The 4,779-nt window shown below is 67.1% G+C and carries 5 protein-coding genes; 4 read left to right on the top strand and 1 reads right to left on the bottom strand.

Annotated elements, in window-relative coordinates; genetic code table 11:
* Positions 1–1,423 (top strand): MFS transporter (locus Q7V15_RS11060; protein WP_304755619.1); only part of this gene is annotated, 1,423 nt, incomplete at its 5' end.
* Positions 1,424–1,609: 186 nt separating this feature from the next.
* Here the strand turns inward: Q7V15_RS11060 and Q7V15_RS11055 are convergent.
* Positions 1,610–2,200 carry a fasciclin domain-containing protein gene (locus tag Q7V15_RS11055; protein ID WP_304755618.1) on the bottom strand — a complete coding sequence of 197 codons (591 nt, stop codon included), beginning with the start codon at positions 2,198–2,200 and terminating at the stop codon, positions 1,610–1,612.
* A gap of 194 nt (positions 2,201–2,394) precedes the next feature.
* On the opposite strand from Q7V15_RS11055, the gene Q7V15_RS11050 reads away from it, so the two are divergent.
* From Q7V15_RS11050 to Q7V15_RS11040, 3 genes are all read left to right on the top strand, one after another.
* Complete coding sequence (locus Q7V15_RS11050) at positions 2,395–3,387, top strand: ATP-binding cassette domain-containing protein (protein WP_304755617.1); 993 nt, start codon at positions 2,395–2,397, stop codon at positions 3,385–3,387.
* A 5-nt stretch (positions 3,388–3,392) separates the two neighbouring features.
* Positions 3,393–4,226 (top strand): hypothetical protein, encoded by an 834-nt coding sequence (locus tag Q7V15_RS11045; protein ID WP_304755616.1) that lies wholly within the window; start codon positions 3,393–3,395, stop codon positions 4,224–4,226.
* Positions 4,227–4,231: 5 nt separating this feature from the next.
* A partial coding sequence (locus tag Q7V15_RS11040) for an ABC transporter permease (RefSeq protein ID WP_304755615.1) occupies positions 4,232–4,779 on the top strand: 548 nt, incomplete at its 3' end.

Raw genomic sequence — 4,779 nt, 5'->3', positions numbered from 1 at the left:
CTACGCCATGCTCTATTACAATCAGGTCCTGGGGCTGGAGGCGCACCTGGCGGGTCTCGCCATCTCCGCCAGCCTGTTCCTCGACGGGATTTCCGATCCCCTGGTGGGCTCGATCTCCGACCGCACCAAGTCGCGCTGGGGCCGGCGCCACATCTACATGTTCTTCGCCCCCATCCCCATCGTCCTGTCCCTGTGGGCGGTGTTCAACCCGCCGGACGGCCTGGGCACCTGGGCCCTGTTCTCCTGGTTCGCCGTGACCGTCGTCATGCTGCGCCAGTCGATGACCTTCTATCACACGCCACATATGGCCTTGGGCAGCGAGCTCAGTCGCGACTATACCGAGCGCTCCAAGGTGATGGCCTACAACAGCTTCTTCACCTGGGCCGGCGCGGCGGCCACTACCTGGATCGCGCTCAGCTACTTCTTCAAGGCGACGCCGGAATATCCCCGCGGCCTGCTCAATCCAGAGCCCTATGGCGCCTTCTCGGTGATCATGGGGGGCATCGCGCTCGCCCTGCTGGCGGCCTCGGCCTGGTTCACCCGCGACCGTATCCCCCTCCTGCCCAAGCCCGCGGAAAACCTGCCGAAGTACAGCCCCCTTGAGTTCTTCAAGGACATGGGCAAGGCCTTCAACAACATCAACTATGTCTGGCTGCTGATCGCCTACTTCTTCCTCAGCATGATGATCGGCCTGCGCGGCGGCCTGCACCTCTATACCAACACCTATTACTGGGGCCTGGGGTCGGAGCAGATCCGCTTCTTCGTCATCGGCTCCTTCGCCGGCTACCTGTCGGCCTTCCTGTTCGCCGCGGCCCTGCATGGGAAGTTCGACAAGAAGGCGACCATCATCGTCTCGGCCATCGTCTATGCGCTGGCGCCGTCCGTCCCGATCCTCATGGGCTTCGCCGGCATGCTGACCACCGAGACGCCGAACCTGCTGGCCATTCTCATCGCGTTTTCGGTGCTGAGCTATGGGGCGGCCAGCGTCCTGTCGATCAGCATCATGTCGGCGCTCGCCGATATCGCCGACGAAAACGAATTGAAGTTCGGCCTGCGCCAGGAAGGGGTGCTCTATTCCACCCGCGCCCTGTTCGCCAAGGTCGATCAGGCTATCGGCGCGGCCCTGGCCGGCTTCGTCCTGACCCTGATCTCCTTCCCCGTCCGCGCCCAGGTCGGCGAGGTGCCGGCCCAGGTGATCTGGGATCTGGCGCTGTGGGATGGCGTGCTGGCGGGCATTCCCGGCTTCATCGCCGTCTTCTTCTACGCCCGCTACAAGATCACCCGGGCGAGCTATGAGACCACCAAGGCCGCCCTGGCCGAGCGCCGCGCCGCCACCCTCGCGCCGCAGGCCATGGCCACGTCCGCCGCCATCGATGTGGCCGAGCCCCTGGTCCCGCCGGTCGCGCCCCGGCCGGCCGAATAGTTCGACCCCGAATAGTCCGACCATGAAAAAGGGCCCCCGCAATGTGCGGGGGCCCTGATCTGTGGTGCGTCGCGCCGTCTTAGAGCGCGTTCCGATAAGTGGGAACCGGTTATCGGAACGTGCTCATGACTTAGAGTTTAGAGCCTGATTCAACGATCAGACGGTTCCGTCTGATCGCATCAGGCTCTAGGCGGCCGGCATGATCACAGTGTCGATCACGTGGATCACGCCATTGGACTGGTCGAGATCGGTGGCGGTCACCATGGACGTATTGCCCTGGGCGTCGGTCAGCTGGACTGCGCCATTGACCACCGAGGCCTTCAGCTCGCCGCCCTGGACGGTGGTCAGGGTCGCCGTACCGCCGCCAGCTTCGATCGCGGCCAGCACGTCGGCGGCCATCAACTCGCCAGCCACCACATGATAGGTCAGCACCGAGGTCAGCTGGTCCTTGGCGGCCGGCTGCAACAGGCTGTCCACCGTGCCGGCGGGGAGCTTTTCAAAGGCCGCATTGGTGGGCGCGAAGACCGTGAACGGCCCCGGACCCGACAGGGTGTCGACCAGATCAGCGGCCTGGACGGCGGCGACCAGGGTGGTGTGGTCAGGAGACGCCTGGGCCCCGGCGACGATATTGGTCTGGGCCATGGCCGGTTCGGCCGCCGCCATCGGCTCGGCTTCTGGCGCAGCGGCGGTGTCTTGAGGCTGCGAGCAGGCCGACAGGGTCAGGGCGAGAACCAGCGCAGAAGCGCCGGCGAGAATGCGGAATTTCGGATCGGTCATGGACAGTCCCTCGGAGTTCAGTCGCGGCCGCGATCGGCGCGACGGCTGAAAGGGTTACGCGCCAACCGGCTTCACGGATGCGTCATCGCACCTTTCTTTTCGCGTTTTGCGTGTAGGGGAGCTGCGCCATTGCCACAGGGTGCGTCGCCCTCTAGGGTCCGCCTCCTTCTCATTTTCATCACGGGCGCCCGCCCATGCCACAGATCCTCGTCGAGGACTTGGCCAAGACCTATCGCGTCGCAGAGCGCGATCCCGGCCTGCTGGGCGCGGTCAAGGGTCTGGTCCATCGCCGCCACCGCACGGTCCAGGCCCTGCGCGACGTCTCCTTTTCCCTGGAGGCGGGCGAACTGCTGGGCTTCATCGGTCCCAACGGGGCGGGCAAGTCCACCACCATCAAGATCCTGTCGGGCATCCTGAAACCCGACGCTGGGCTGGTGCAGGTCAACGGCCGCGTCCCCTTCACCGACCGTATCGCCCACGTCTCCCGGATTGGCGTGGTGTTTGGCCAGCGCACCCAGCTCTGGTGGGACCTGCCGGTCTCCGAAGGCTTTGACCTGCTGGCCGACATCTACCGGGTCGAGCCCGCCCGCTACCGCGCCAACCGCGATGAGCTTGTCGCCCTGCTGCGCCTTGAGCGCGTGCTGGACCAGCCGGTGCGACAGCTGTCGCTGGGCCAGCGGATGCGTGCCGAGATCGCCGCGGCCCTGCTGCACGAGCCCGACATCCTGTTCCTGGACGAGCCGACCATCGGTCTGGACGCGCCGTCAAAGCTCGCCGTGCGCGAAGTGGTCCGCCGCCTGAACCGCGAGCGCGGCGTCACTGTCCTGCTCACCACCCACGACATGCACGACATCGAGGCCCTGGCGGAGCGGGTCATCGTCATCGGCCACGGTCAGGTCCTGGCCGACAGCCCGTTCGAGACCCTGCGGGCCAATGTCCTGGCCGAGCGGCGTCTGGTGGTCGACTTCGCCCATGCGGCGCCCGACCTCAATCTCCCCGGCGTCGAGGTCCGCAGCCGCAAGGGCCAGACCCTGGAGCTCGCCTTCGATCCGGCCCGCACGCCCACGCCAACCCTGATCGCCGCCCTCGCCGCGGCCCACGAGGTGGTCGACATCCATGTGGGGGAACCGGCCATCGAAGAGGTCATCGCCCGCTTCTACGATCTGCACGGCGCGGGCGAGGCCTGAGCCCCATGGACGCCGCCCGCCCCTATCTCGCGGCCTTCTCCAGCCGCTTCCTGTTGATGCTGCAGTATCGCGCCGCGGCCATCGCCGGCTTCGCCACCCAGTGCTGGTGGGGCGGCATCAAGGTGATGATCTACGCGGCCTTCTTCGCCGCGGCGCCCGGCGCGGCGGCGGCCTCCCCCATGACGCTGGTCCAGGTCATCACCTACACCTGGCTCGCCCAGGCGCTCTTGGCGTTGACCCCCTGGAGCGCCGATCCCGAGGTCGCCCTGTCGGTGCGCACGGGCTCAGTGGCCTATGACCGCCTGCGGCCGGTGGACACCTACAGCCTCTGGTACGTCAGGGGAGCCGCCTGGATGGCCTCTCGGGCCCTGCCCCGGGCGGCCCTGATGTTGCTAGGCGCCGGCCTTGTCCTGCCGCTCATCGGCCTGTCGGACTGGGCCTGGAAGCCGCCGCCGACCCTGGCCGCCGCCGCCGCCTTCGCCATCTCCCTGCCGCTCGCCCTGGCCCTGTCGGCCGCCTTTCTGATGATCGTCAACATCATCGTCGCCGCCACCCTCACCGACCGGGGGATCAATGTGCTGTTCAACAGCCTGATCATCGTCTTCTCCGGCAACCTTCTGCCGCTCGCCCTCTATCCGGACTGGGCGCAGACGGCCCTGCTGGTCCAGCCCTTCGCCGGCATGATGGACATTCCCCTGCGCCTCTATGTCGGCCAGCTGAGCGGGACCGGCGCCCTGGCGGGGCTCGGGCTGCAGGCCTTCTGGACGGTGGCGCTGATCCTTCTCGGCCGCTGGGCCATGGCCCGCGTCATGCGCCGCCTGGAAGTCCAGGGAGGCTAGGCACGATGAACAGCGCAGCCCTGCTCCTCCGCTATTTCGGCGCCTCCCTGCGCAGCCAGCTGCAATATCCCGGCTCGGCCATCATGCTGGGCATCGGCGCCTTCCTGACCACCATCATCGACATGCTGGCGGCCTGGGCCCTGTTCGACCGCTTCGGTCAGGTCCAGGGCTGGGGCCTGGGGCACATCGCCGTCTTCTATGGGGTGGTCTCCACCAGCTTCGCCCTGACCGACTTCTTCACCCGTGGCTTCGACGTCTTCGGCAACGAGTTCGTCAAGACCGGCGCCTTCGACCGCATCCTGCTGCGCCCCCGCTCCCCGGCCCTGCAACTGGTGGGCTACGAGTTCCGCCTCAGCCGCTTCGGCCGCCTGGCCCAGGCCCTGCTGGTCCTCTTCGTCGGCGCCGCCGTGGTCGGCGTGACCTGGACCCCGGACAAGATCCTGCTGCTCGCCTGGACCATCACCGGCGGCGTCGCCCTGTTCACTGGCCTGCTGGTCCTCCAGGCCAGCTTCGCCTTCTGGACCACTGAGAGCCTGGAGGTGTTCAACGTCCT

The organism is Phenylobacterium sp. (genome assembly GCF_030651755.1).
Taxonomy (GTDB): domain Bacteria; phylum Pseudomonadota; class Alphaproteobacteria; order Caulobacterales; family Caulobacteraceae; genus Phenylobacterium.
Note: the sequence above shows the minus strand (reverse complement) of the source record. Positions and strands in the feature narration are given on the sequence as shown.

Coding starts and splice junctions, on each gene's coding strand:
- Q7V15_RS11055 (WP_304755618.1), bottom strand. CDS start 2,200: ATGACCGATCCGAAATTCCGCATTCTCGCCGGCGCTTCTGCGCTGGTT.
- Q7V15_RS11050 (WP_304755617.1), top strand. CDS start 2,395: ATGCCACAGATCCTCGTCGAGGACTTGGCCAAGACCTATCGCGTCGCA.
- Q7V15_RS11045 (WP_304755616.1), top strand. CDS start 3,393: ATGGACGCCGCCCGCCCCTATCTCGCGGCCTTCTCCAGCCGCTTCCTG.